This is a genomic window from Streptomyces sp. NPDC005962 (assembly GCF_040629205.1).
Taxonomy (GTDB): Bacteria; Actinomycetota; Actinomycetes; order Streptomycetales; family Streptomycetaceae; genus Streptomyces.
Genome location: NZ_JBEXVE010000013.1, coordinates 229,879 through 254,270 on the forward strand (window position 1 = coordinate 229,879; position 24,392 = coordinate 254,270).

Below are 24,392 nucleotides of genomic sequence, written 5' to 3' on the forward strand. Positions count from 1 at the left end.
TTTCCGGACGTCGGCCGGCGACCCTGCGTGCCCGGCCTCGACCGTCCTGCCGCACATCGGTTATCGGTCCGTTACTCGCTAGTAACGAACCCCTTGTGTCCAGGCCGTGAATGGACCACGATCAGCCAAGCTCGGTCCATCCTCATCGAAGCCCGGCAACCGGTCGGCGCGGTGCTGCGGGTGGGTCCCCACCGGGTAGGCCGGCGGTAGTGGCGCCGGCCGTGGACAGGGGGGTCCCTGCTCAACGAGCGGGGCCTGTCCAGGAGGTTGCGCGAGAAGCGTGGCCAGTGGTTGTCGCTCGGGGGTGATCGCCGGTGTTTCGGCGGGTGCGGTGTGCGCCTGTGAGACGTGGGCGCTCTCCTTCCCGAGGACGTAGCACTTCTCCCATCCCAGTTCGGGGCCGCGGCCCTGGCCGGAGATGTACGTCCGAGAAGGAGGAAAGTCATGGAGTCCCTGGCTCGTGGCGGGACCAGATGGAAGCGGTTCGCCGTTGTCATGGTCCCGAGCGTTGCTGCCACGGCCGCGATCGGAGTCGCCCTGTCACAGGGTGCGCTCGCGGCCTCGTTCAACGTGTCAGGTCAGCAGTTCAAGGTCGGGGTCGACCGGCTCGACGGTACGGGCTTCGCCCAGTACGGCGCGATAGACAGCCAGCACGGCGGGAAGAGCATCCCCGTCGCGGTGTCCGCGTTCAAGAGCGCCAAGCTCAAGGGTCTGTGCCAGTCGGTGGTCGTCCCGGTCCCGGTCTTCGGTGATGTGTCGCTGAAGCTGACGGCCGGAAACGGCAGCAAGACGGTCGAGGCGAAGAACCTCTTCATCGACCTCGACCAGCTGGACGCCGACGCGACGTTCCGCGGCATCGACATCGGTGTGGCGGCGGGCGACGCGAACAAGGGTCCCGGCATCAACAAGGGCGACAAGGCCCTTCCGGGCTCCTTCGCCCAGCAGGCCGATTCGGCGACGCTGATTGGTGTGAAGCAGACCGCCTGGGCGACCAGTGCGGGCACGTTCAAGCTCTCCGGACTTTCGATGAAGGTCAGCAAGGGCAAGAACGAGTGCTTCTGAGGCGCTGAGCTGGAAGGGTGGGGGGCCGCGGCGCTGCCCCTCACCCGGCAACGCCCAGCAGCGCCGAGGCGCCGCGCAGTTGAGTACCGCAGGAGAACGTGCGATCGCCGAGATCGCCAGCCCCAGGGAGCTGTTTTCAATGAGTGCCGAGTCGCCGGGGGCGAGTGACCGAATCAGCCATTGGCGTGAGACCTTCAGGGCGTGGCGCTGGCAGCGCCCGTTCTGGGCGGGGCTGCTCACCACCGTGGCCGGGCTGCCGATCATGTACTTCCCGTACAACAGCCTCAACGCGGGCGGGTTCACGATCAACCTGTCCACCACCGCCGGATCGGCCTCGCTCATCATCGGCGTACTGCTGGTGATGCTGGGCCTGACCATGTGGTTCCAGCCCATGGTGCGGGTGTTCGCGGGGGTTGCCTCGATCCTGCTCGGCCTGGTGTCGCTGCCCGTGTCCAACATCGGCGGCTTCCTGGTGGGATTCCTGCTCGCCCTGTTCGGCGGAGGCATGGGAGTCGCCTGGGCGCCGGGCGAGACCCCCAAGGCGCAGCCCGCCGGGGGTCCGGGAACCGCGCCCAAGGGCGGCGCTGACGATGGCGGTGCGCCGGAGCCGGCGGGGGCCGGACCCGCACCGGACCAGGAAGCCACGAATGGGAGGCACCGTGCGGGGTGAAGACGAGCAGGCCGCGGACGGAAGTCCGCGCCGGGCGAGAACCGGACCGCGGCATGCGGCGCCGAGGAAGTCGATGCTCACTCGCCTTCAGATGCCCGCGGGCAAAGCGATAGCGCTGGCCGCGATGCCGACGGCCGTGCTCATGGGCATGGGGCTGACCCCGCAGCTCGCGTCGGCGAGCACGCGCGCCGAGGACCGTTACAAGGCCGGTCCGTGTGTCTCCCAGCCTGATGAGGCCGACAAGGACGACGCCGAGGGCAAGAAGGACGCGTCCGACGGCAAGAACAAGGACGGCAAGGACGGCAAGGGCGCAGACGCCAAGGACCCGGGCTCCGAGGACAAGGGTTCTGACGGCAAGGGTTCCGGGGACAAGGGCGACGCGTCCGGTTCCGGGGACACCGCACCGTCGAAGCCGACCCCGACCCCGAGCCCGTCCGGCTCGTCGGATGCCGGGGACGAGCCCAGCGCGTCGCCGAGCCCGTCGCCGTCCGAGAGCAAGAACCCGCTGGACCCGCTGGGTATCGGGGACAAGCTGCACGACATCTTCACCCCGGACGACGCCGACAAGGCCGACGACGCCGACAAGACCGACGGCGGCGACGCCTCGGCCGAGCCGAGCGCCACGCCGACCCCGTCGGAGTCCTCTGCCACGCCCAGTCCGTCGGCGTCCACCGGCAAGAAGGCCGACAACCCGGTCAAGGACACGGTGGACAAGGTCGGCGACGGCGCGAAGGACACCGTCGACAAGGCGAAGAAGGCGGTCGAGGACGCCAAGGACAAGGCCGACAAGGCCCTGCCGAAGCCCTCCCCGTCCGGTTCCCCGTCCGACGGCGCGGACGGCGGCAAGGTGGGCTACCCCTGCCCCGAGTTCGACGCCGACGCGTACAAGAACGCGGAGGACGAGCAGACCGCCAGCCAGCTGCCCGACGACCCGTGGGTCCTCAAGACCCCGATGCTCTCCCTGCACGGCCTGGACTACAAGGGCATCGTCGACGTCAGGACGCACAACGGCCAGTCGAAGAAGGTCCTCAAGTTCACCGCCGAGGGCGTGGACATCAAGGATCTGCACCAGCTGGTCCAGGGCCCGGCCGGGACGACCACCAACGTGGCGGCGCGCGAGGGTTCCACCTCGACCTTCCAGAACGGCACGGTCACCATGTACACGGAGGAGCTGAAGGGCAACCTCCTGGGCATCATCCCGATCACCTTCAGCCCGAAGACCCCGCCGCCGGTGAACATCCCCGAGGTGTTCTTCACCGATGTGACGGTCACCCAGGCCGGTCAGTTCGGTGGCGAACTGACCATCCCGGGAATGCACGTGTACACGACCGGGGAATAACCCCGCACAACCACATACCTGTTCGGGAGCCGCAAGGCCCTCTTCGGAGGGCACCGCCCGCGGGCACCAGGCCGACGGCCCGGTGTCCGCGGGCGCGTTTGTCCGCGCCGGGCTCTATCATTACCTTGAGTGTTCGCATGGACGCGCACCATGCCGCTTGGGGAGCGCGCCGGGGGAAATCGGGGGGGCAGCGGTGGAGAGCCATATTTCGGTCGACGGACCGGAGCCGGACGAAAGCCTGGCGCGGCTTGCCGAGTGGCTGCGCGGCGAACCCGAACTGGCCGGGCGGGTGAAACCGAAGGCGGCACCGCCGGGTGACGGCGAGATGGGGGCGGCCGCGGAGCTGCTCGTGGTCTCGCTGGGCGCGGGCGGCGCGCTCTCCGTTCTCGCGTCCTCGCTGCGGGCCTGGCTGTCCCAGCCGCGCCGCTCCGGCATCAAGGTCACGGTCCACCGCCCGGACGGGCAGCGGCTGGAGATCGACGCCCGGCATGTGACCAAGGAATCCGTCGAGGAGATTCTCCGGCAGGCGCTGCGCGCAGAAGAGGAATAGCCCATGCGGTTGCCCGATTCCGAGCGTTCCCGGGCGGTCCTGATCGGCACAAGTCGCTATTCCGATCCACAACTTCCGGACCTTCCCGCAGTGCGCGACACCGTCGAGGATCTGGCCGCGGCCCTCACCGATCCCGCGTACGGGGCCGTTCCGGAGCGCCATTGCACGGTGTTGCTGGACAACGGCGACATTCAGCGGGTGGGCCGTTCCTTACGGGCGAAGGCGGCCGAGGCGGAGGACCTGCTGCTGGTTCATTACGTCGGCCACGGCCTCATCGCGCCCCGGCGGCAGGACTTGTATCTGTCGCTGGCCGACAGCGAATGGGAGGACCCCGAGTTCGGCTCCCTGGAATACCGCAAACTGCGGGACGTCGTCCTGGACAGCCGCGCCACCTCGAAGGTCATCATCCTGGACTGCTGCTTCTCCGGCCGCGCGCTGAGCGGCACCATGGCCGGGCCGGAGGCCGCCGTGATGGGGCAGGTCGATGTGGCGGGCACCTATGTGATGGCGTCCTCCCAGGGCAACGAGGTCTCCCTGATCCAGGACGGCGAGAAGAACACCGCGTTCACCGGGCGGCTGATCCGGCTGCTGCGCGAGGGCGTGTCCGGCGGGCCCGAACTGCTCAGCATCGACGAGGTCTACCGGCGGTTGCAGAAGAGCATGACCGCGGAGGGCCTGCCCGCACCCCTCCAGCGCGGCTCCCGGAACGCCGCCCTGCTCGCCCTCGCCCGCAACCGCGCCCACCGGCTCCCCGACGACCCCGCCCGGCACGAGGCCGCGGTGGCGCTGTGTGAGGCGGGCAAGTACGCGGAGGCGGCGGAGACGTTCAGCGCCCTCCTGGCGGAGCGGGAGAGCCTCCTGGGCGCCGACCACGCGGCCACGCTGCGCACCCGCCAGTGGCTCGCGCACGCGCGCGGCGGGGCCGGGGCGCCCGGGGAGTCGGCGGACCGGCTGCGGGAGATCCACGCCCGGCAGACCCGGCTGCTCGGCCCCGACCACCCGGACAGCCTGCGCAGCCGCCAGTTTCTCGCCGTCAACCTGGGCGAGTCGGGGCGGCGGCCGGAGGCGGTACGGATGCTGCGGCTGCTGTGGCTCGACCGGCGGCGCGTCCTGGGCGCGGACGACGTCGCGACGCTGCGCACCCGCCATGTCCTGGCCCACAACCTGGCCCGCACGGGCGAGCGCGACGAGGCGGTGGCGCTGCTGCGCGAGCTGATCGCGGACCGGGAGCGGGTGCTGGGCCGGGACCATCCGCACACGCTGCGGGCCCGGCGGGATCTGTCCGTACTCATGGCTGCGGGGTGAGGGATGTTCGAGCGGTTCACCGACCGGGCACGGCGGGTGGTGGTGCTGGCCCAGGAAGAGGCCCGGGAGCACAAGCACCACTACATCGGCACGGAGCACATCCTGTTGGGCCTGGTTCGCGAGGAGCAGAGTCCCGGCGCCGAGTTCCTGCGGCGCCTCGGGGTGCCCGCGGCCGGGGTGCGCGAGCAGGTGGAGCGCACCCTCACCCGGGGCACGACGGCCCTGAGCGGACACATCCCCTTCACTCCCGAGGCCAAGCGGGTGCTGGAGGACGCGCACCGGGAATCCATGGCACTCGGCATGAGCCACATCGGTCCGGAGCACTTGGCGCTCGGCCTGATGTGTGAGCACGAGGGCATCGCGGTGCGGGTCCTGGGGACGTACGGCGTCCAGCTGGAGGCCATGCGGGAGCAGGTCCGCGGGCCTGCCGCCGGGGAGACCGTCACGCCCTCGGGGAACGAGTTCTTCGGACGGTTCACCGACCGGGCGCGCCGGGCCCTGGTGGAGGGCCAGGAGGCCGCGCGGAAGCTCAACCACAACCATCTGGGGACCGAGCACATCCTGCTGGGCCTGTTCCGGGCGGAGGGGGTCCCGGCCATCGCCCTGCGGCGTCTCGGCGTCACGCACGACGCGGTCCGCGAGCGGCTGCTCCAGAGCGCCGGTTTCGGGACGAAGCCGCCGACCGGACCGATCCCGTTCACGCCCCGGGCCAAGATGGCGCTGGAGATGGCGCTCAAGGACGCGCTGACGCTCGGCCACAACTACATCGGCGCGGAGCATCTGCTGCTGGGGCTGGTGCGCGAGGGCGAGGGGACGGCCGCGCAGCTGCTGAGCGAGTTCGCCGCCCCGCATCAGGTGCGGGACGAGGTCATCCGTATTCTCAACGGCCCGCTGCCGGACCCGGAACCGGACCCCGAACCGGCCCCCGAGCCGCCGCCCGTGGTCGTCGGGCGCGAGCGGGAGATCGAGCGCATCATGCAGATCCTGATGCGCAAGTCCCGTCACAACGCCCTGCTGGTGGGGGAGGTGGGCACCGGGCGGACGTCGATCGTCTCGGGGCTGGCCCGGCGCATCGCCCAGGGCGACGTACCGGCGGGGATGGCCGAGGTGCGGCTGCGGGCCGTCGATGTCACGGCGGCCGCCGAGGAGGCGGTGGAGGACCCGGACCGCACGGTGCTGTTCGTGGACGACATCCAGCCGGGCGACGCCAGCGCGCTGTGCGCGCTCGCGCGGGGGACGTCGCGGATCATCGCCGTCACCGACCCCGACACCTGTGCGGCACTGCGGAACATCGGCGCGCAATTCCAGATCGTCCCGGTGAGCGAGCCCAGCCATGCCGAGGCCGTCGGCATCCTGAAGGTGCTGCGCGGCGAGTACGAGGCCCACCACCGGGTCACCATCACCGATGACGCCCTCGACGCCGCCGTCAGCCTCTCCGCGCGCCACATCGCCGACCGCGTGCTGCCGGGGAAGGCGGTGGAGGTGCTGGACGAGGCGGGGGCCAGGGTGCGGATGACCGACGGGGTGGCGCAGACCGTGGACGCGCGGCACATCGCGGAGCTGTTCGCGGACCACGGCGCGGACGAACCCGCCGTCGACGACCGCTACATCTGGGCCATGAGCTGAGCGGCCGGGCCCCCGAAGGAGCCCGGCCGCCCGATCACTCGGCTACCGCCGGATGGCTACTGGCTCTCGCCGCCCAGGTGGTGCACCCGGACCATGTTGGTGGTGCCGGGGACGCCGGGGGGCGAGCCCGCCGTCATGATCATGATGTCGCCCGAGGAGTAGCGGCCCAGCTTCGACAGCTCGGCGTCCACGAGGTCCACCATCGCGTCGGTGTGCTCCACATACGGCACCACGTACGACTCCACGCCCCAGCTCAGCGTCAGCTGGTTGCGGGTCTCGGGGTCCGTGGTGAAGGCCACGATCGGCTGCTGGGCGCGGTAGCGGGAGAGCCGCCGCGCGGTGTCGCCGGACTGGGTGAAGGCGACCAGCGACGTGGCGCCCAGGAAGTCGGCGATCTCGCACGCCGCACGGGCCACCGAACCGCCCTGGGTACGCGGCTTCTTGCCGGGCACCAGCGGCTGGAGGCCGCGCGAGAGCAGCTCCCCCTCGGCGGCCTGGACGATGCGGGACATCACCTTGACGGTCTCGATCGGGTAGGAGCCGACCGACGACTCGGCGGAGAGCATGACCGCGTCCGCGCCGTCCAGGATCGCGTTGGCGACGTCGGACGCCTCGGCGCGGGTCGGCCGCGAGTTGGTGATCATCGACTCCATCATCTGGGTCGCCACGATCACCGGCTTGGCGTTCCGGCGGCACAGCTCGATCAGCCGCTTCTGCACCATCGGGACCTTCTCCAGCGGGTATTCCACCGCCAGGTCGCCGCGGGCCACCATGACGCCGTCGAACGCCGCGACGACGTCCTCCATGTTGGCGACCGCCTGCGGCTTCTCGACCTTGGCGATCACCGGGACCCGGCGGCCCACCTCGTCCATGATCCGGTGCACGTCGCGGACGTCGGACGCGTCGCGGACGAAGGACAGCGCGACCATGTCGCACCCCATCGTCAGGGCGAACTTCAGGTCCTCGATGTCCTTCTCGGACAGCGCGGGCACGTTGACCGACGCCCCCGGCAGGTTGATCCCCTTGTGGTCGGAGATCACCCCGCCCTCGATGACGATCGTCCGCACCCGGGCGCCCTCGACCGCGGTGACCCGCAGCTCGACGTTGCCGTCGTTGATCAGGATCTGGTCGCCCTTGGAGACGTCGCCCGGCAGCCCCTTGTAGGTGGTGCCGCAGATCGTCCGGTCGCCGTCGACGTCCTCGGTGGTGATGATGAACTCGTCGCCGCGGACCAGCTCCACCGGCCCGTCCGCGAAGGTCTCCAGGCGGATCTTGGGGCCCTGGAGGTCGGCGAGGACGCCGACCGCGTGCCCCGTCTCCTCGGAGGCCTTGCGAACGCGGTGGTAGCGCTCCTCGTGCTCCGGGTGGCTTCCGTGGCTCATGTTGAAGCGGGCCACGTTCATACCGGCCTCGATCAGCGACTTGAGCTGGTCGTAGGAGTCGACGGCGGGGCCCAGGGTGCAGACGATTTTGGAACGGCGCATGAGGCTGATCCTATCGGTTTGTTTCAGAGCGGAATATTTCAGAGCGATCGAAGCCGTTCCGAAGGCTAGCCGCTGACCAGATCGAACGTCTGGCTCGCGATCTCCAGCTCCTCGTCGGTGGGCACCACGGCCACCGCGACCCGGCTGCTCTCGGCGGAGATCAGCCGCGCCGTGGAGCCGCGTACCGCGTTGCGCACCGAGTCCACCTCGATGCCGAACGCGGGCAGATCGCGCAGCGCCGCCTCCCGCACCGCCGCGGAGTTCTCCCCGACACCGGCCGTGAACGCGATGGCGTCCAGCCGCCCCAGCACCGCGGTGTACGCGCCCACGTACTTCCGCAGCCGGTGGATGTAGATGTCGAACGCGAGCCGCGCGGCCGCGTCGCCCTCGCCGATCCGGCGGCCGATCTCGCGCATGTCGTTGTCCCCGCACAGCCCGAGCAGCCCGCTGCGCTTGTTCAGCAGGGTGTCGATCTCGTCCGTCGACAGCCCGCCCACCCGGGACAGGTGGAAGATCGCCGCCGGGTCCAGATCACCGGAGCGGGTGCCCATGACCAGGCCCTCCAGCGGGGTCAGCCCCATGGAGGTGTCGACGCACTCCCCGCCGCGCACGGCGGAGGCGCTGGCGCCGTTGCCCAGGTGCAGCACGATCGTGTTCAGCTCGGCGACGTCCTTGCCCAGCAGCTTCGCCGTCGCCCGGGAGACGAACGCGTGCGAGGTGCCGTGGAAGCCGTACCGCCGCACCCCGAACCGGTCGGCGGTCTCGGTGTCGATCGCGTACCGGGCCGCCGACTCCGGCATCGTGGAGTGGAACGCGGTGTCGAAGACCGCGACCTGCGGCAGGTCCGGGCGCAGCGCGCGGGCCACCTTGATGCCGGTGACGTTCGCCGGGTTGTGCAGCGGGGCGAGCGGGATCAGCTTCTCGATCTCCTCGACCACCTCGTCGGTGATCAGGGCGGGTTCGGTGAACCGGGTGCCGCCGTGCACCACCCGGTGGCCGATCGCGGCCAGCTCGGGGGAGTCGAGCCCGAGGCCCTGCCCGGCCAGTTCCTCGGCGACCTGCTTGAGCGCGGCCGTGTGGTCGGCGACGGGGCCGTCCCCGATCCGCTCGACCAGGCCGGAGGAGAGCCGGGCGCCGTCCGCCATGTCCAGCAGCTGGTACTTGACGGACGAGGAGCCGGAGTTGAGGACGAGGACGCGGGAGCCGTTCACGCGGTCTGCACTTTCTGTGTCGGGGAGTTCTGCACAAGGGTCGCCCGGTGTCACCGGGGCGCGGGAGTGGTCGGGACGGCCGGGGGCGTCTGGGACTGGGCCTGGACCGCGGTGATCGAGACGGTGTTCACGATGTCCGAGACCATGGCCCCGCGGGACAGGTCGTTCACCGGCTTGCGCAGGCCCTGGAGCACCGGGCCGATCGCGACGGCGCCCGCCGAGCGCTGGACGGCCTTGTAGGTGTTGTTGCCGGTGTTGAGGTCCGGGAAGATCAGCACGGTGGCCTTGCCCGCCACCTCGGAGCCGGGCAGCTTGGTCGCCGCGACCGCCGCGTCCACCGCGGCGTCGTACTGGATCGGGCCCTCGACCAGCAGGTCCGGGCGGAGCTCGCGGACCAGCTCGGTCGCCTTGCGCACCTTGTCGACGTCCGCGCCGGAGCCGGAGGTGCCGGTGGAGTACGAGAGCATCGCGATCCGCGGCTCCACCCCGAACCGGGCGGCCGTGGTGGCCGACTGGATGGCGATGTCGGCCAGCTGCTCGGCGTTCGGGTCCGGGTTGACCGCGCAGTCGCCGTACACCAGCACCCGGTCGGCCAGGCACATGAAGAAGACGGACGAGACGATCTGCGCGCCCGGCGCGGTCTTGATGATCTCGAACGCGGGCCGGATGGTGGCGGCGGTGGAGTGCACCGCGCCCGAGACCATGCCGTCGGCCAGGCCCTCCTGGACCATCAGCGTGCCGAAGTACGAGACGTCGGCCACCACGTCGTACGCCTCCTCGTAGGAGACGCCCTTGTGGGCGCGCAGCTTGGCGTAGCTCTCCGCGAACCGCTCCCGCAGCGGCGAGGTCTCCGGGGCGACGATCTGCGCCTCGGCGAGCTGGATGCCCAGTTCGGCGGCGCGCTTGCGGATCGTGTCCTCGTCGCCCAGCAGTGTGAGGTCGCACACATCGCGGCGCAGCAGGACGTCGGCGGCGCGCAGCACCCGCTCCTCGGTGCCCTCGGGCAGCACCACCCGGCGGCGGCCGGACCGGGACCGCTCGATCAGCTCGTGCTCGAACATCATCGGGGTGACCCGGCCGGAGCGGGCCACCGCGATGCGGTCGGTCAGCGCGGCGGTGTCCACATGGCGCTCGAAGAGGCCGAGGGCGGTCTCGGCCTTGCGCGGGGCGCCCGCGTTCAGCTTGCCCTCGACGGCGAACAGCTCGCCCGCGGTCGGGAAGGAGCCGCCCGCCACCGCGGCGACCGGGGTGCCGGGGGCGAGCCGGGACGCCAGCGCCAGGATGTCGGGGCCGGGCCGTTCGTCCAGGGTGAGCAGCACCCCGGCGATCGCGGGGGCGCCCGCGCTGTGCGCGGCGAGCGAGCCGACGATCAGGTCCGCGCGGTCGCCGGGCGTCACGACCAGACAGCCCTCGGTGAGGGCGGGCAGGAAGTTGGGCAGCATCGCGCCGCCGAAGACGAAGTCCCGGACGTCCCGGGAGAGTCCGGCGTGGTCGCCGAGCAGCACGTCGGCGCCGAGGGTGCGCACGATCTGCGAGACGGTGGGCGCCGACAGCGCCCCGTCCTCGGGCAGTACGTAGCCGGGCACCGGGAGCCGGGTGGCCAGCCGCTCGGCGATCTCCTCGCGGTCGCCCGGCACGGCCCGGTTGACGACGACGGCGACGACGTCGCAGCCCTGCGCCTCGTACGCGCGGTAGGCGTTGTGGGCCTCGGCGCCGACGGCCTCGGCATTCTGGTCCTGGCCGCCGACGACCGTGATCACCGAGGCGCCGAACTCGTTGGCGAGCCGGGCGTTGAGCCCCAGCTCGTCCGGGAGGCTGGTGTCGGCGTAGTCGCTGCCCAGGACGAGGACGTACTCGTACGCGCGGGCCACCTCGTGGAAGCGGCCGACCAGCCGCGAGGCCAGCTCGTCCGAGCCCTCCTCGGCCTGGAGGGCGGCCGCCTCCTCGTAGCTCATGCCGCGCGCGGAGGCGGGCGGCTGACTGAGCCGGTAGCGGGCCCGCAGCAGATCGAAGAGCCGGTCGGGGTCGTCGTGCACCAGGGGACGGAAGACGCCGACCCGGTCGACATGGCGGGTCAGCAGCTCCATGACCCCCAATTCGACGACCTGGCGGCCGTCGCCCCGTTCGATCCCGGTCACGTACACGCTGCGCGTCACGCGTGCTCTCCGTTTCCTCGGCGTTTTCCTTGCATGCATCCTTAGGACACAAATTGGCCGTTTTAGGCGGCCCAGTCCTCTTGACAATACCTTTGGCCATGGCTAGGGCGCTCGGTGGTATAGGGACACAGCATCACCCTGCCCATGAAACAATCGGACTGGCTCACATCTACCCGTAGGGAGCAGGAGACACAGCACGATGCGCATCGGAGTTCTCACCGCGGGCGGCGACTGCCCCGGCCTCAATGCTGTGATCCGGTCGGTGGTGCACCGTGCGGTCGCCGGTCACGGGGACGAGGTGATCGGTTTCGAGGACGGTTTCAAGGGACTCCTCGACGGCCGTCACCGCAAGCTCGACCTCGACGACGTGAGCGGCATCCTGGCCCGCGGCGGCACCATCCTCGGCTCCTCCCGGCTGGAGCGCGCCCGGCTGCGCGAGGCCTGTGAGACCTCCAAGGACCACGCCCGCGACTACGGCATAGACGTGCTGATCCCGATCGGCGGCGAGGGCACCCTGACCGCCGCCCGGATGCTGTCGGACGCGGGGCTGCCCATCGTCGGCGTCCCCAAGACCATCGACAACGACATCTCCTCCACCGACCGCACCTTCGGTTTCGACACCGCCGTCGGCGTCGCCACCGAGGCCATGGACCGTCTCAAGACCACCGCCGAGTCGCACCAGCGGGTCATGGTCGTCGAGGTCATGGGGCGGCACGCGGGCTGGATCGCCCTGGAGTCCGGCATGGCGGGCGGCGCCCACGGCATCTGCCTCCCGGAGCGGCCCTTCGAGGTCGACGGGCTGGTCAAGATGGTCGAGGAGCGCTTCGCGCGCGGCAAGAAGTTCGCGGTCGTCTGCGTCGCCGAGGGCGCGCACCCCGCCGAGGGCGCGATGGAGTACCAGAAGGGCGCGATCGACCAGTACGGGCACGAGCGGTTCGCCGGTATCGGCAACCGGCTCGCGGCCGAGCTGGAGCGGCGGCTCGGCAAGGAGGCCCGCCCGGTCATCCTCGGCCACGTCCAGCGCGGCGGTACGCCCACCGCGTACGACCGGGTGCTGGCCACCCGCTTCGGCTGGCACGCCGTCGAGGCCGCCCACCGCGGCGACTTCGGCATGATGACGGCGCTGCGCGGCACCGACATCAGCATGGTGCCGATCGCCGAGGCCGTCACCGCGCTGAAGACCGTCCCGGCCCACCGCATGGACGAGGCCGAGTCCGTCTTCTGAGCCACATCCTGTACGGTCCCCGCCCGACCCGGGGGGACGGAGTCGATCAGGGGGGTAGGGAGTACCGGCGGGATGGGCGGGTTAACGGACCGTGTGTGGCTGCGCTACGCGATCCTCTTCGCACTGATCACCGCGCTGGTCACCGGTGCCAACATCGCGATCGGCAGCCGGGGCGGCGGCCATCTCGCCGCCAACCGCGACCAGTTGCGCAAGGCCTGCGACGGCGCCCTGCCGTACGGCGACCTCCAGGGGCTGGTGCGCGACGCCCGCCCCGGTGAGCTGCGCCAGCACGGCACCATGCTCGCCCCCGGCCGGCAGAGCCGCTCCCTGCTCGACTGCTCGCTGTCCTGGGGCGGCGGCAACGGCGTCACCGTCCACGCCGAGGCGCTGGTCTCGGACGTGCCCCAGGGCATGGAGACCCGCCAGATCCTGAACCCCGGTTCCGGCGCCACCTTCACGGCGCCCGGCACCACCGGCCGGTACGGCGCGCGCGGCGCCTGGCTGGTCGCCGACTGCCAGGGCGGTCTGGACGGCCGGGTCCGGCCGACGACCGATCTGTACGTCACGGCCAAGGTCACCGACGGAAGCGCCGGGGCGGCGGCCGGGACGAGCCGTACGACGGCGCTCACCGGCTTCCGCACCGCCGTCCACGTCGCCAACGCCATCACCAGGGCGCAGCGCTGCGGCGGGCCCCCGCTGGACCCGCCGACCCGGGTCGTGGCCACGGCCGGTGACCAGGGCGGGGGCGGCCTGACCGGCCCTGCCGCGCGGCGGTGCGACTGGATCAGCCCGTCCTCGGTCCCCGGGCTCCGGCCCGGGGCGTGGGCCACGCGCGGCGACGCCCAGGACTCCGCCTCCTTGAGCGCCTGCACCGGCGACTGGGACCCGGACGCCCGGCACAACAAGGGCGTGGCGCCGAGGGACTGGCAGATCACCGGGGTCGAGGCGGCCAGCTGGGCCGGGGTGCTGGGCCGGTCCGCGTACGACTCGTACGAACGCGAGGGCCATGTGCCCGGCTGGGGCGCCGCGGACGGGGATAACCGGCTCGTGGACGCCGAAACCGGAGCGGACGACGACGCCGAAGCCGGGGCAGCTGAAGCAGAGGAAACGGACGCGGGGGACCGGGTGGACCGCGTCCCCTCCTACCTCACCCGTCCCCAACTCGCCCTGTGGGCCCGGTCGGTGTGCGGCGGCCGGGTCACCTACCACCGTGTCTCCGTCCTGCCCCGGCTGCGCATACCCGACGGCGAGACGGTTCCGCTCGGCCCCGAGCGGCGCGCCGCGCTCTCCGAGACCGCGCACACGCTGCTGGCCCGCTATCTGGGCGCCGAGGACGGCTGGCCGAAGACGGCTGGCTGCCGCGACACCACGGTCCTCGGGGAGGTCGAGGAATGGCACTGACCACCGGGCCGCGGTCGCTGGTCACTCAGCGGCAGGTGCGCGGCATGACGGCGGCCGCGCTCGTCCTGGCCGTCCTCACCGGCGTGATCGTCTGGTTCGCGGGCAGCGATGACCGGGCCCTCGACGAGGCGTGCGGCGGGGCGCTCGCGGCGGACGAGGTCCGCACGGTGCTCGGCGACAGCGGTATGGACGTGACCAGCGGCACCGAGGGCACCTTCGGCGGCGACAGCAGCGACAGCGGCAGTGGCGGCAGCAGTGGCAGCGGCAACAGCGGCGGCAGCTCCCTGGCCGTGCGCTGCGCCGTGACCGCCGAGGGCAGGGGCCGCGTCGGCGTCACCATCGCCGGGGCGCCCCGCCCCCGCGCCGAGCACGGGACCGGCGAGCTGTACACCGCCGTACCCGCCCGCGACACCCTCCCCGTACCCATCGGCCACGGCTGGTCCGGCCTCCTCGCCACCGACAACGCCCGCCGGGGCGACCGCGGGGACGGCAAGGCCACCGCGGCCGTGCTGCTCGACTGCGCCCGGGGCGGCCGCAGCCTGCTGATCACCGTCGAGACCACGCTCCGCGGCGCGACCCTGGACGACCCCGCAACCCGGCCCTCGTTCGTCAGCACCGCCATCGCCACCGCCCGCCGGGCCGACGACCGCTGGGACTGCGGCGCCAGGCTGGGCAAGCCGGTCCGCGGCGTGGGCCTGCCGGTGAACGCGGACGAGTACGAACCGCTGCTCGGCGCCACCGGCACCTGCGCGACCGTCCCCACCGCCGCCCGCTCCGCCGTCTCCACGGCCCGCGAGACCGCCCGGGCCCGCGCCCCGCGCGAGATCTGCGCCCTCGGCGCCCGCGACGGCGCGCCCCGCTACCGGCTGGACGCGTACTACGGGCCGTACGCGGAGGACGCCCGCGCCCAGTACACCCGGTACGGCGGCGAGGGCGTGACCCCTGCCGACAAACCCGCCGGACGGCTCGGCCGGAGCGCGTACTGGGCCGGGGCCGACTGCCCGGACGGCGCCCGGCGCGCCCTGTACCTGATCCGTGCCGACGACGCCGACGGCGACGCCCGCGCCCGCCCCGACCTCGGCTACGAACGCGCGGCCCTGGCCGCCTTCGCCGCCCGGTCGGCCGAGGACCACGGCTGCGCGGCGCCCGTCACCCCGTGAGGACGGTCGTCTTGAGGACGGTCGTCACCCCTTGACGGCGCCGCCGAACGCGAAGCCGCCGCCCAGCCGCCGGGAGATGAGCACGTACAGCAGCAGCACCGGGGTCGAGTAGAGGATCGAGAACGCGGCCAGCTGCCCGTAGACGATCTGCCCGTGGTTGCCGAAGAAGGTGAAGATCGAGACGGACGCGGGGAGTTGTTCGGGGGAGAGCAGCAGCATGAAGGGGACGAAGAAGTTGCCCCACATCATGATGAAGCTGTAGATCGTCACGACCGTGATGCCCGGGCCCATCAGCGGCAGGATGACCCGCGTCAGGCTCTGCGCCCAGGACGCGCCGTCCGTCCAGGCCGCCTCCTCCAGGATCACCGGCACGCCGTCCATGAAGTTCTTCATCAGCCAGATCGCGAAGGGCAGTTGGGAGGCGGCGAGGAAGAGCGCGGTGCCGGACATGGTGTCGATCAGGTCGACCTGTACGAAGAGCCCGTAGACCGGGACCATGATCGCGGTGATCGGCAGACAGGTCGTGAACAGCACGGTCATCAGATACGGCCGCACCAGCCCCGAACGGAACCGTGACAGCGGATACGCGGCGAGCGCCGCGCACGCGACGGTCAGCGCGGTGGCGCCGCCGCACAGCACCAGGCTGTTGAGCATCGGCGTGAACGTGATCTCGTCCGTCCACACCGCCGAGAAGTTGTCGAGCGTCGGGCTGCCGGGCGCCGCCACGCGTAACGTCGCCTCGCCGTCGACCGAGGCGAGCAGCAGCCAGGCCAGCGGGAGGACGAAGGCCGCCCCGACGACCAGCAGCGCGGCGTCGGCCGCGAGTCGGCGGCGCAGCCGTGGCGACCAGAGACGCGGCGGCCGGAGCCTGGGCGGCCGGAGACGGGAAGACCGGAGGGGACGGGACCGCGGGCGGGCGGAGAGCACGGACAACCTCGGACCTCCTCGCGCGCTCGCGAGCGCGGTCGATCGGCGTCCGTCCATGAAACCGCTCGCCCGGCGGGGAGGGGAAGACGGAGGTGCCACCGAAAACCCCCACCCGGCCTGTTGTTCTATTGCGTCGCCGCTGCCGGGCGGCCGGGAAGGGACGCGGGCACCTCCACCGGCTGGTCGCCGCGGATCTGCTCGAAGAGCCGTTTGGCCTGCGCGTCGTCCCACTGCACGGCGCTGCCCTTGGAGGTGCGCAGATTGGTGTTGGACACCGGGACGTTGAGCCGCTTGCCGTTGCCCGTGGTGGCGCCCTTCATCGCCTGGAAGAGGGACATCAGGTTCTCCAGGTTCATCTTCTTGTCCACGATGAGGGTGTCCAGTCCCGCGCTGACGGTCGGGAAAGCCGCGAACGGGTTGGCCAGCACGCCCGGGGTGGCGGCCTTCTCCGCGAGGGCGGCCAGGAACTTCTGCTGGTTCGCGGTCCGTCCCAGGTCGCCGTTGGCCTCCTGTTTGCGCTGCCGGACGAACGAGAGCGCCTTGCCGCCGTCGAGGATCTGGCAGCCCTTCTTCAGGTCCAGGCCGGACTTCTCGTCCTTGATGTCGCGGTCCACGCACATCCGTACGCCGCCGACCGCGTCCACGATGTCCACGAAGCCGCCGAAGCCGATCTCCGCGTAGTGGTTGATGTGCAGCCCCGTGTTGCGCTCGATGGTCTGGACGAGCAGATCGGGGCCGCCCCGCGAATAGGCCGCGTTGAGCTTGTTCTGCTCCTCGCCGTAGCGCTTGCCGGTCTCGGGGCGGACGTACGAGGGGACGCGCACCCAGGAGTCGCGCGGGAGGCTCAGCATCGTGGTGCCGTTGGCGCCGGTGTGCAGCACCATCATCGAGTCGGTACGGCCGCCCTCGGCCGAGCCGGTGCGCAGCGTCTGCTTGGCCTCGGCGGACAGGCCCGCACGGCTGTCGGAGCCCACGATGAGGTAGTTGGTGCCCTTGCCGAGCGGCGGGCGGTTCGGGGCGTTGTCGAGGTCGACGTCGCGGTTCATCTGGGTGTCGACCCAGATGTAGGCGCTGCCGGAGGCGACGAGCAGCGCCGAGACCATGACCATCGCCAGCCGGGTGAGCCTGCGGCGCCGGCTGAGCGGTTCTCTGGGGGCGCGCCGCCGCAGGACGGGAGGCTCGGGGTCGTCCTCGTACGGGGTCCGCTGGGCCGGGATGTCCGGGCGCCGGGCGGGGGTGGGTGCGGGAGCGGATGCGGGGGCGTCCGAGCGCCACAGCCCGGCGTCGGTCCGCACCGGCTGGGTGAGGCCCGGAATCCGCTGGGTGGCTCCCGGTCCTGGCGGCCCGGCCCCCGGTCCCGGCGGGCGGATGCCCGGGACCTGCTGGGTGGCGCCCGGCCCCGGCGGGACGATGCCCGGAACCCGCTGAGTCGCCCCCGCCCCCGGCCATGGCCCGACCGTGCCCGGGGTCGGCGGCGGGGGTGGCGGAGGGTTGGGCGCGGGCGGCACGACGGGGAACGACTCGGTCGGTGCGTTGGCCGTCTCCCGGGCGCTCGCGGCCCCTCCCGTCCCGCCCGTCGCTCCCGTTCCTCCCGTTCCTCTGGTTTCCCGCGTCGGCTGCTGCTGGAGGTATGCCGCCGTGCCCCGCTGCCGCTGTTCGTCCGGGGTGATGTGGCTCGGTGGGCTCTCGCCACCGTGCCCGTTCGCGTCCGCCCGCCCGTCCCGCCGGTCACTCATGGGGGCAGCCTCCCTTCGCATGGAAACGTCCGTATGCCTGCTGCCTATTGATACGGTCGCGGGCGCCCGTTATCTCGATGTCAGGCTCTGGTATGCGGGCGCTGTGCCGAGCGTCTCGCCCGCCGTCCCCGAACGCTGGATGCGGTGCCACTTCAGCCGGGCGCCGAGCAGCAGGGCGACCACGGACTGGATGACCACCAGATACATCAACTGCCGGTAGGCGAAGAGCTGGAAGGGCAGCGACCACAGGGTCCGCATCCGCTCCCCGTCCAGCCGCAGCGCGTATCCGGCGCACACCACCTGGATGCCGAGGTACGCGAGCCACACCCCGGCCGACTCCATGGGGTTCTGGAAGAGGATTCCGTACAGCGCGAACAGGTCGATCACCGGCGCGAGCAGCGGCAGCAGGACCTGGAACAGCGCGAGATACGTCAGCCCGCGGCGGCCGAAGCGCCCGTCCGAGCCGCGGGCGATGACCGCGCGCCGGTGCTTCCACATCGCCTGGAGGGTGCCGTAACCCCAGCGGTAGCGCTGCCGCCACAGCTGGCGCAGCGAGGTGGGGACCTCGGTCCAGGCGACGGCCGTCTCCTCGTACACCACCCGCCAGTCGGCCCGCCACAGCGCCATCGTGAGGTCGGTGTCCTCGGCGAGGGTGTCCTCGCTGACGCCGCCGACATCCCTCAGCGCCTCCCGCCGGAAGGCGCCGATGGCGCCCGGGACGGTCGGCATGCACTCCAGCACCTCGAACATCCGGCGGTCGAGGTTGAACCCGAAGACGTACTCCAGGTGCTGCCATCTGCCGAGCAGGCTGCGCCGGTTGCCGACCTTGGTGTTGCCGCTCACCGCGCCGATGTCCGGCTGGGCGAGCGGCTGGATGAGCTGGCGGATGGCGTCCGGTTCGAAGACGGTGTCGGCGTCGACCATGACCACGATGTCGTGCTTGGCGTGCGCCAGACCGGTGTTGAGCGCGGTCGGCTTGCCCGAGTTGGGCTGACGTATCACCAGCACCCGGGAGTCGTCGCTCGCGGCGGCGATCTCGGCCGTCCGGTCCGTCGACCCGTCGTCGATCACGATGACCTGGAGCTTCTGGTGGGTGGAGGCCAGCAGCGAGCGGATGGTGCCCTCGATGCCCGCCTCCTCGTTGTACGCGGGCACCAGCACCGTCACCGGCTCGTTCACCATCGGGGGCGGCGGGTCGTCGAGGCCGTAGCGGGTCAGCCGCCGGACATGGGCGCGGGCGAACACCACCAGCAGCACCAGCCGCAGCACGCCCAGCGCGCCCGCGATGCCCAGCACCCACGTCATGATGGTCACGAAGGCGCGGCCGACGGCCGCGAGCCAGATCAGGGCCTGGCCCTGCCAGCGGTCCAGGGCGGACGACCGGGTCTCCACCGGAGGCACCCCGAGCCCGCCCGTGACCGTGGTGAACCGCTGCACCCGCGGGTTCTTCAGCAGCCTCTCGGTCTCCTGGTACGCGGTGTCCGTCAGCGACAGCTGCCGGACCAGCCCCTGCGAGGGCCGCTTCGACGGCTTGTCGGCGGCGACCAGCGCGTACCCCTGCGAGGCGACCTTGCGCGCCGCCTGCCACTCGACGCCGCACAGCGTCTCCACATCGGTGGTCAGCGGCATCCGCATCAGCCGGGGCTCGGCACCCACGGTGCCCGCGAGCGCCGACTCGGTGAGCGACAGCTCCATCGAGGAGCGGACGCGGGAGGAGGTGCCCATGTCGGCGCCGGTGTAGGTGTTGGACCCGATCTCATGGCCCTCGGCCCTGATCCGCCGCACCAGATCCGGGTGCTCGGCCGCCTTGGCGCCGTTGAGGAAGAACGTCGCGCGTGCCTTGTTCTTGCGCAGCAGGTCGAGGATGCGCGGCGTCCACTCCGGGTCGGGCCCGCCGTCGTAGGTGAGCGCCACCGTCCCGGCGGGCATGCTCACCGTCTTCACCTGGCCGTTGTTGATCTGCACCACCGGCCCGCCGCCGGCGATCGCCTTGGGTACCGGACTGGTGCAGTCGGGCCGCGACTTCGCGGCGTCCACCTCGTGCGTGGTCCAGCCCTGGAACATCAGCAGGCCGAACATGACGGGCAGGATCAGGGACAGCAGCAGCCAGTGCGCGCGAGGGTCACGGGACCGCTTGTGTCGGCCTCCGCGGATCGGGTGGCTCATCGGCTGGATCGTCCCCCAGGGTCAGGGTCGCGTGAGCCACGGCCGCCGTGGCACTTCTTCGGTCGGTGGTCGGGCCGCCCCACGCGGCTCAGATGGTCTCACCGTAGTGACGAGGGCTCAGCGCCCCCGCCGAACCGGCGGCAACGGATAAGAATCCGCCGACGCCGCCCTCCGGGACGGTCCGATCCCGTATCGTCTGTCGGCGGCCCGGTCATGGCCTCCGGACCCGGTCCCGGCTTTCGGGTTCAGCTCTCGGGTTCAGCTTTCGGGTTCAGCGGCGCAGGGCGGTCTCCTGCCGCATATGCGACAGCTTCTCGGGGTTGCGCACGGCGTACAGCCCGGTGATGAGGCCGTCGTCGACGCGCACCGCCAGCACGGTGTCGATCGCGCCGTCCGCCCGGAGGATCAGCGCCGGGTGGCCGTTGACCTGCGCGGGGCGCAGCGTTCCCACGGCGGCCATCCTGCCCAGCCCGGCGGCCAGCAGACGGCCCACCTTGTCGGCGCCCACGATGGGCCGCGGGACGGCCTGCTTGATTCCGCCGCCGTCGCCCAGGAAGACGACGTCCGGCGCGAGGATGTCGAGCAGGCCCTGCAGATCGCCCGTGGCGGCCGCCCGCTGGAAGGCGTCGAGCGCGTCGCGGGACTCGGCCGGGGACACGGCCCCGCGCGGTCGGCGCGCCGCGACGTGTGCCCGTGCCCGGTGCGCGATCTGGCGGACCGCGGCCGGGCTCTTGCCGACCGCGTCGGCGATCTCGTCGTACCCGAGGTCGAACACCTCGCGCAGCACGAACACCGCCCGCTCGGTCGGCGTCAGCGTCTCCAGCACCAGCAGCATCGCCATCGAGACGCTCTCGGCCAGCTCGACGTCCTCGGCCACGTCCGGGCTGGTCAGCAGCGGTTCGGGCAGCCACGGGCCGACGTATGACTCCTTGCGGCGGCCGAGCGTACGCAGTCGGCTCAGCGCCTGGCGCGTGGTGATCCGTACCAGGTACGCCCGCCGGTCCCGTACCGCGCCGAGGTCGACGCCCGCCCACCGCAGCCAGGTCTCCTGGAGGACGTCCTCCGCGTCGGCGGCCGAGCCGAGCATCTCGTACGCGACGGTGAACAGCAGGTTGCGATGGGCGACGAATGCCTCGGTGGCCGTGGATGTGGAGTGGTTCACCGGCTGCTCCTGCCTGCTCGCTCTCGACGATGCCACGCGCACAAGACGCCGGTCGCGGCGGATCTGTGACACCTCCGGCCGGTGGCGCACGTCACACGGCCGCCGTGTCACAGGGAGCGGGCCGTCGGCATCTCGTGTTCGTCCAGTGCACCACCACGAGAAGGGACGCTGTCATGGACGCACGGTTCAACCTGTTCGAGAACGAGGTCGGCGCCAGGTTCGCCAAGCGGTTCGCGGGCGCCGGGCTGCTGATCCACCAGTCGTCGCTGCCGATGTCCACCCAGGAGCTGGTGTCGCTGCGCGCGAGCCAGATCAACGGCTGCGGCTGGTGTGTCGACATGCACACGAAGGAGGCCGCGGCTGCCGGGGAGAGCGCGGTCCGGCTCCACCTGGTCGCCGTCTGGCGCGAGTCCACCGTCTTCACCGCCGCCGAGCGGGCCGCGCTGGCGCTCGCCGAAGAGGGCACCCGGCTCGCCGACGCCCAGCCCGGGGTGTCCGACGCGACCTGGGCCCAGGTGCGCGAGCACTACGACGACGACCAGATCGCCGCGCTCGTCTCGCTGGTCGCCCTGATCAACGCGGCGAACCGGCTCGCGGTGATCGTGCACCAGCGGGGAGGGTCGTACGAGCCGGGCATGTTCGCAGCGGCGGTCAGCTGACCGGCGGCCGCGCCCGGCCCGGAACCCCGGGCCGGGCGATGCCGGGTGGCCCCTCGGGTCACTTCCGCCAGAACAGGTGATGCGTCACGCCGCTCCTCGGGCTGGGCACGACGTCGAGGTGGAACCGGTCGAGCAGCTCATCGGGGGACTCCCACAGCCGTACCCCGGCCCCGATCTCCACCGGCGAGACCGCCACGTGCAGGGTGTCGACGAGGTCGGCGGCGAGGAAGTCGCGGACGGTGCTGACCCCGCCGCCGAGCCGGACGTCCTTGCCCCGCGCCGCCTCCCGCGCCTGTTCCAGGACCGTGGCCGGGTCGCCGCCGACGAAGTGGAACGTGGTGTCGGAGAGCGTGAACGACGGGCGCGGGTGGTGCGTCATGACGAACACCGGCGTGTGGAACGGGGGCTCGTCACCCCACCAGCCGCGCCACTCGTGGTCCTGCCAGGGCCCGCGCTGCGGCCCGAACTTGTTGCGGCCCATGATCTCGGCGCCGATGTTGTGGGCGAAGTCCCGGGTGAAGTAGTCGTCCAGCCCACGGCTCCCGCCGGGCTCGTGCCGCCCGACCCAGCTCGCCGTGGCCCCGGCCCAGGCGAACAGCTCCCCGGGATCGGCGTTGCCGAACGGTCTCTCCAGGCTCTGATTCTCACCGGTGCCGAATCCGTCCCGCGAGACGCCGAAATTCTGGACCCTCAGCAGCTGCGTCATGTGGTTCCTCCTGTAGCCGTCGACGATGGTTGGACCGCCCGCCCCCGCAAAACTCATCGCCGCGGCCCCGACCTGCTGGTAAAGGGCTCACGGCGTGACGATGCGGTCGACGGCGGCCACGACGAGCGCGTCCCGCTCGGCCTCGGTGAACACCTCCGGCAGCGTCAGCTGCTCGACGATCAGCCAGTTGAGCGCCAAGTACAGCAGCCGGACCGCCGTCGCGTCACCGGGCAGCCCGGACGCCTCGTGATAGGCCACGTTGGCGTCCATATCGGCGCGAACCCGCTCGGTCAGCACCGCGCGCAGGGCGGGCCGCCGGGTGGCCTCCAGGCGCAGTTCGAGGAGCGCCAGATAGCCGGTGCGGAAGGCGCTGATCCGGCCGACCAGTTCGCGCATCAGCGCCGCGTACCCCTCCCGGTCCCGGGTGCTCGCCTGCTGCCGGGCGATGGTCGCCTCGTCGGGCTGAAGCCGTTCGTAGACCCGGGCACCGGCCTGGGTGAGCAGATCGTCGCGGTTGGCGAAGTAGTTGGACGCCGTCCCGGCGGGCACGGCGGCCTCGCCGTCCACCGCCCGAAAGGTCAGCCCCCGCGCGCCCTCCGCGGCCAGCACCTCGATGGCGGCGTCGACGAGGGCCGCCCTTCGCTCGTCGTTCCTGCGCACCATTGACACCACTCCAGATGTAGTACTACGTTCACACCACCTCAGGTAGAGTACTACGGATGGAGTGGTGTGTATGCGAGAGCTCGTCTACTACGTCGCGGTCAGTATCGACGGCTATATCGCCGGACCCGGCGGGGAGTTCGACTTCTACCCCTCGGGCGACGAGGCGCAGACCGCCGCCTACATGGGGCGGATGAACGAGCGCTACCCCGAGACCGTCCCCACCGCCATGCGCGCCGCCTGCGGCCTCACCGACGCGCCCAACCGGCACTTCGACACCGTCCTGATGGGCCTCGGCGCCTACCGCCCCGCGCTGGACGCGGGCATCACCAGCCCGTACGCACACCTGCGCCAGTACGTCGTCTCCACCACCCTCGGCACCCTCGCCGCCGCCCCTGACCCGGGCGTGACGGTCGTCGACACCGACCCGCTCGCCCTGGTCCGCGACCTCAAGCGCGAGGAGGGCCAGGACATCTGGCTGTGCGGCGGCGGCCGACTCGCGGGGACGCTGCTGCCCGAGCTCGACCGGCTGATCGTCAAGAGCTACCCGGTGGTCGCCGGGTCCGGAATCCCCGCGTTCCACGGCGAGTTCAACCCCACCGCCTTCCGGGTGACCGACCGCGAGCCGTTCGACAACGGCGTGACGGTCACATGGTTCGCCCGCCACGCCCGCCACTGACCTGTCCCGGACACGTCCGGGACGCGGGCAACACCCCAGGCGCGGGTGGTTGCCCTGTCCGGGACAGCCCGGATCGCTGTACGCGGCCGGGCGGCAGCGGATTTCCTCTGACGCAGCCACCGGCACGGGGCCGGTGGCATGAACGGAGGGAACCACCTATGAACCGCAAGCTCGGCCTGGCCGTCGCGTCGATCTTCCTGGGCGCGACGGCAGCCGTCGCCGTCCCCGCGACCGCACAGGCCGCCCCGGCCGCGACCTGGCAGGAGACGGGTCAGTACTACTCCACCTCGTCGCGTTGCTGGGCCGACGAGGACTACTACATGGCCGCCTCCAACGTCTACGACTACGACTGCCGCAAGTCCGGCAGCCTCTGGGCGGGCTGGGTCTACGCCGACTGACGACCGCCCACGCCACACGTTCTCGATCGGGGGAGTGCGGCCCTGTCCAAACGCCTCTCCGGCAAGCCCCTGGACAAGCTCTTCAAAACCTGGCTCTACGCCAAGGCCAA

The 24,392-nt window shown here is 71.6% G+C and carries 21 protein-coding genes; 12 read left to right on the forward strand and 9 right to left on the reverse strand.

Annotation, left to right across the window (positions count from 1 at the left end):
* Positions 1–444 precede the first annotated feature (444 nt).
* The 6 genes from ABZ370_RS23255 (at position 445) to ABZ370_RS23280 (ending at position 6,552) form a co-directional block, all read left to right on the forward strand.
* Complete coding sequence (locus tag ABZ370_RS23255; RefSeq protein ID WP_358624050.1) at positions 445–1,062, forward strand: DUF6230 family protein; 618 nt, start codon at positions 445–447, stop codon at positions 1,060–1,062.
* A gap of 139 nt (positions 1,063–1,201) precedes the next feature.
* A complete protein-coding gene (locus ABZ370_RS23260) occupies positions 1,202–1,732 on the forward strand; it encodes a DUF6114 domain-containing protein (protein WP_358624053.1) in 531 nt (176 codons plus the stop codon).
* A gap of 73 nt (positions 1,733–1,805) precedes the next feature.
* On the forward strand, positions 1,806–3,071 hold the full coding sequence (locus ABZ370_RS23265) for a hydrogenase expression protein HypF (protein WP_358624055.1): 1,266 nt from the start codon (positions 1,806–1,808) through the stop codon (positions 3,069–3,071).
* A 193-nt stretch (positions 3,072–3,264) separates the two neighbouring features.
* Complete coding sequence (locus ABZ370_RS23270) at positions 3,265–3,621, forward strand: hypothetical protein (protein ID WP_358624057.1); 357 nt, start codon at positions 3,265–3,267, stop codon at positions 3,619–3,621.
* Between the two features lie 3 nt (positions 3,622–3,624).
* Positions 3,625–4,926 carry a tetratricopeptide repeat protein gene (locus tag ABZ370_RS23275; protein ID WP_358624060.1) on the forward strand — a complete coding sequence of 434 codons (1,302 nt, stop codon included), beginning with the start codon at positions 3,625–3,627 and terminating at the stop codon, positions 4,924–4,926.
* Between the two features lie 3 nt (positions 4,927–4,929).
* Entirely contained in the window at positions 4,930–6,552 is a 1,623-nt protein-coding gene (locus ABZ370_RS23280) for a Clp protease N-terminal domain-containing protein (RefSeq protein ID WP_358624063.1), read from the forward strand.
* Between the two features lie 56 nt (positions 6,553–6,608).
* Here ABZ370_RS23280 and pyk read toward each other — a convergent pair whose 3' ends face one another.
* The 3 genes from pyk to pta form a co-directional block, all read right to left on the reverse strand.
* A complete protein-coding gene (gene pyk, locus ABZ370_RS23285; protein ID WP_358624065.1) occupies positions 6,609–8,036 on the reverse strand; it encodes a pyruvate kinase in 1,428 nt (475 codons plus the stop codon).
* 65 nt (positions 8,037–8,101) lie between these two features.
* Positions 8,102–9,247 carry an acetate kinase gene (locus ABZ370_RS23290; RefSeq protein WP_358624068.1) on the reverse strand — a complete coding sequence of 382 codons (1,146 nt, stop codon included), beginning with the start codon at positions 9,245–9,247 and terminating at the stop codon, positions 8,102–8,104.
* Between the two features lie 50 nt (positions 9,248–9,297).
* Positions 9,298–11,403, reverse strand: coding sequence for a phosphate acetyltransferase (gene pta / locus ABZ370_RS23295; RefSeq protein WP_358624071.1), 2,106 nt, complete (start codon positions 11,401–11,403; stop codon positions 9,298–9,300).
* A gap of 199 nt (positions 11,404–11,602) precedes the next feature.
* Between pta and ABZ370_RS23300 the strand changes: the two genes are divergently transcribed.
* From ABZ370_RS23300 to ABZ370_RS23310, 3 genes are all read left to right on the forward strand, one after another.
* The gene (locus tag ABZ370_RS23300) at positions 11,603–12,628 is read left to right on the forward strand and encodes an ATP-dependent 6-phosphofructokinase (RefSeq protein WP_358624073.1); all 1,026 of its coding nucleotides are present in this window, start codon (positions 11,603–11,605) and stop codon (positions 12,626–12,628) included.
* Between the two features lie 72 nt (positions 12,629–12,700).
* A complete protein-coding gene (locus ABZ370_RS23305) occupies positions 12,701–14,029 on the forward strand; it encodes a hypothetical protein (RefSeq protein ID WP_358624075.1) in 1,329 nt (442 codons plus the stop codon).
* Positions 14,020–15,189: a hypothetical protein gene (locus tag ABZ370_RS23310; protein ID WP_358624076.1), complete on the forward strand. Its 1,170-nt coding sequence runs from the start codon at positions 14,020–14,022 to the stop codon at positions 15,187–15,189. The genes ABZ370_RS23305 and ABZ370_RS23310 overlap by 10 nt, the downstream gene beginning before the upstream one ends.
* Positions 15,190–15,213: 24 nt before the next feature.
* Here the strand turns inward: ABZ370_RS23310 and ABZ370_RS23315 are convergent, their stop codons facing one another.
* The 4 genes from ABZ370_RS23315 to ABZ370_RS23330 form a co-directional block, all read right to left on the reverse strand.
* Entirely contained in the window at positions 15,214–16,026 is an 813-nt protein-coding gene (locus ABZ370_RS23315; protein ID WP_358624127.1) for a carbohydrate ABC transporter permease, read from the reverse strand.
* Positions 16,027–16,241: 215 nt separating this feature from the next.
* Positions 16,242–17,852, reverse strand: a complete 1,611-nt coding sequence (locus ABZ370_RS23320; RefSeq protein ID WP_358624079.1) for an LCP family protein — start codon at positions 17,850–17,852, stop codon at positions 16,242–16,244.
* Positions 17,853–17,921: 69 nt separating this feature from the next.
* Positions 17,922–20,018, reverse strand: a complete 2,097-nt coding sequence (locus ABZ370_RS23325; protein ID WP_358624081.1) for a glycosyltransferase — start codon at positions 20,016–20,018, stop codon at positions 17,922–17,924.
* A gap of 271 nt (positions 20,019–20,289) precedes the next feature.
* Positions 20,290–21,180, reverse strand: coding sequence for an RNA polymerase sigma-70 factor (locus ABZ370_RS23330; RefSeq protein WP_358624083.1), 891 nt, complete (start codon positions 21,178–21,180; stop codon positions 20,290–20,292).
* A gap of 173 nt (positions 21,181–21,353) precedes the next feature.
* Between ABZ370_RS23330 and ABZ370_RS23335 the strand changes: the two genes are divergently transcribed.
* Positions 21,354–21,839, forward strand: a complete 486-nt coding sequence (locus ABZ370_RS23335; protein WP_358624086.1) for a carboxymuconolactone decarboxylase family protein — start codon at positions 21,354–21,356, stop codon at positions 21,837–21,839.
* A gap of 58 nt (positions 21,840–21,897) precedes the next feature.
* Here the strand turns inward: ABZ370_RS23335 and ABZ370_RS23340 are convergent, their stop codons facing one another.
* Both ABZ370_RS23340 and ABZ370_RS23345 read right to left on the reverse strand, forming a co-directional pair.
* Complete coding sequence (locus ABZ370_RS23340) at positions 21,898–22,545, reverse strand: dihydrofolate reductase family protein (RefSeq protein WP_358624089.1); 648 nt, start codon at positions 22,543–22,545, stop codon at positions 21,898–21,900.
* An 87-nt stretch (positions 22,546–22,632) separates the two neighbouring features.
* Positions 22,633–23,208, reverse strand: a complete 576-nt coding sequence (locus ABZ370_RS23345) for a TetR family transcriptional regulator (RefSeq protein WP_358624091.1) — start codon at positions 23,206–23,208, stop codon at positions 22,633–22,635.
* A 70-nt stretch (positions 23,209–23,278) separates the two neighbouring features.
* Here ABZ370_RS23345 and ABZ370_RS23350 point away from each other — a divergent pair, with 70 nt between their 5' ends.
* Positions 23,279–23,884 carry a dihydrofolate reductase family protein gene (locus ABZ370_RS23350; protein WP_358624093.1) on the forward strand — a complete coding sequence of 202 codons (606 nt, stop codon included), beginning with the start codon at positions 23,279–23,281 and terminating at the stop codon, positions 23,882–23,884.
* Positions 23,885–24,042: 158 nt separating this feature from the next.
* Positions 24,043–24,282: a hypothetical protein gene (locus ABZ370_RS23355; protein ID WP_358624095.1), complete on the forward strand. Its 240-nt coding sequence runs from the start codon at positions 24,043–24,045 to the stop codon at positions 24,280–24,282.
* The last annotated feature ends 110 nt before the right edge of the window (positions 24,283–24,392 follow it).

What these genes read in the sequence shown, in the direction of transcription:
- ABZ370_RS23255 (WP_358624050.1), top strand. Translation starts at nt 445, where the DNA reads ATGGAGTCCCTGGCTCGTGGCGGGACCAGATGGAAGCGGTTCGCCGTT.
- ABZ370_RS23260 (WP_358624053.1), top strand. Translation starts at nt 1,202, where the DNA reads ATGAGTGCCGAGTCGCCGGGGGCGAGTGACCGAATCAGCCATTGGCGT.
- ABZ370_RS23265 (WP_358624055.1), top strand. Translation starts at nt 1,806, where the DNA reads ATGCTCACTCGCCTTCAGATGCCCGCGGGCAAAGCGATAGCGCTGGCC.
- ABZ370_RS23275 (WP_358624060.1), top strand. Translation starts at nt 3,625, where the DNA reads ATGCGGTTGCCCGATTCCGAGCGTTCCCGGGCGGTCCTGATCGGCACA.
- ABZ370_RS23280 (WP_358624063.1), top strand. Translation starts at nt 4,930, where the DNA reads ATGTTCGAGCGGTTCACCGACCGGGCACGGCGGGTGGTGGTGCTGGCC.
- pyk (WP_358624065.1), bottom strand. Translation starts at nt 8,036, where the DNA reads ATGCGCCGTTCCAAAATCGTCTGCACCCTGGGCCCCGCCGTCGACTCC.
- ABZ370_RS23300 (WP_358624073.1), top strand. Translation starts at nt 11,603, where the DNA reads ATGCGCATCGGAGTTCTCACCGCGGGCGGCGACTGCCCCGGCCTCAAT.
- ABZ370_RS23305 (WP_358624075.1), top strand. Translation starts at nt 12,701, where the DNA reads ATGGGCGGGTTAACGGACCGTGTGTGGCTGCGCTACGCGATCCTCTTC.
- ABZ370_RS23310 (WP_358624076.1), top strand. Translation starts at nt 14,020, where the DNA reads ATGGCACTGACCACCGGGCCGCGGTCGCTGGTCACTCAGCGGCAGGTG.
- ABZ370_RS23320 (WP_358624079.1), bottom strand. Translation starts at nt 17,852, where the DNA reads ATGAGTGACCGGCGGGACGGGCGGGCGGACGCGAACGGGCACGGTGGC.
- ABZ370_RS23325 (WP_358624081.1), bottom strand. Translation starts at nt 20,018, where the DNA reads ATGAGCCACCCGATCCGCGGAGGCCGACACAAGCGGTCCCGTGACCCT.
- ABZ370_RS23335 (WP_358624086.1), top strand. Translation starts at nt 21,354, where the DNA reads ATGGACGCACGGTTCAACCTGTTCGAGAACGAGGTCGGCGCCAGGTTC.
- ABZ370_RS23340 (WP_358624089.1), bottom strand. Translation starts at nt 22,545, where the DNA reads ATGACGCAGCTGCTGAGGGTCCAGAATTTCGGCGTCTCGCGGGACGGA.
- ABZ370_RS23345 (WP_358624091.1), bottom strand. Translation starts at nt 23,208, where the DNA reads ATGGTGCGCAGGAACGACGAGCGAAGGGCGGCCCTCGTCGACGCCGCC.
- ABZ370_RS23350 (WP_358624093.1), top strand. Translation starts at nt 23,279, where the DNA reads ATGCGAGAGCTCGTCTACTACGTCGCGGTCAGTATCGACGGCTATATC.
- ABZ370_RS23355 (WP_358624095.1), top strand. Translation starts at nt 24,043, where the DNA reads ATGAACCGCAAGCTCGGCCTGGCCGTCGCGTCGATCTTCCTGGGCGCG.